The following is a 716-nucleotide window of genomic DNA, read 5'->3' as shown; positions in this document are numbered from 1 at the left end:
GAAAATTGAATATTAAAATCTTAAGTCAAATTACTACCAACGTTTGGGCTATAATTTCGTTGCGGAAAAATCCGCAGGATTCTTTCCGTTGTGACCGAAAGATAGCAAAATAGCGTTGAATTTCGCCATGGAATTCAACCGCAATGAATTATAGCTTGTGTTGTAACACGTTTTCTTTTATTTTGAATTTATCTGAATATATTTTTTTTAAATCAGATGTAAGTTCACTTTCAACTTCCAAGAAAAACGATCTTACATAGTTATTGGTTATAATTCTGATTTTGTCTTTTTCAATTCCATTCTCAAGAAGAACAATTCTCATGATAATGTCATTATTCAATAATATTTTTTCAGATTTTTTCAATATTGTTATGTTCTCTTCATTTATTACCAAAGTTATAGTAGAATGCTTTTTAATACCTAATATTTTAAAACTGATAAAAACAAAACCAACAGAAATTAATCCATACATGTAAAATTTACCCGATATGATCTCTCCAAAATATATTATACTTGAATCTATAGGAAGAATGTATCCCGAAACAATCACAAAAATAAAGGCACATGAAATCAAGCCTGAAACTACTAGAATTAACAACCCCAGTCTATCTAAAAACTTAATATTTTCTGAAATTCTAGTTCTATATTTTTTTTTAGTATTCAAATTTTAATGTGTTACAACGGTTCTTAATAAACGCAGGGCGGCTTCGTCCGTG

1 protein-coding gene is annotated in these 716 nt (G+C 28.6%); it reads right to left on the bottom strand.

The window, feature by feature from the left end; all coding sequences use genetic code 11:
- Positions 1-148: 148 nt before the first annotated feature.
- The gene (locus tag G3567_RS13245; protein WP_164005793.1) at positions 149-664 is read right to left on the bottom strand and encodes a hypothetical protein; all 516 of its coding nucleotides are present in this window, start codon (positions 662-664) and stop codon (positions 149-151) included.
- Positions 665-716 lie beyond the last annotated feature (52 nt).

This window comes from Psychroflexus aurantiacus (genome assembly GCF_010820555.1).
Classification (GTDB): Bacteria; Bacteroidota; Bacteroidia; order Flavobacteriales; family Flavobacteriaceae; genus Psychroflexus; species Psychroflexus aurantiacus.
This window is presented reverse-complemented; position numbering and strand designations above follow the sequence as displayed.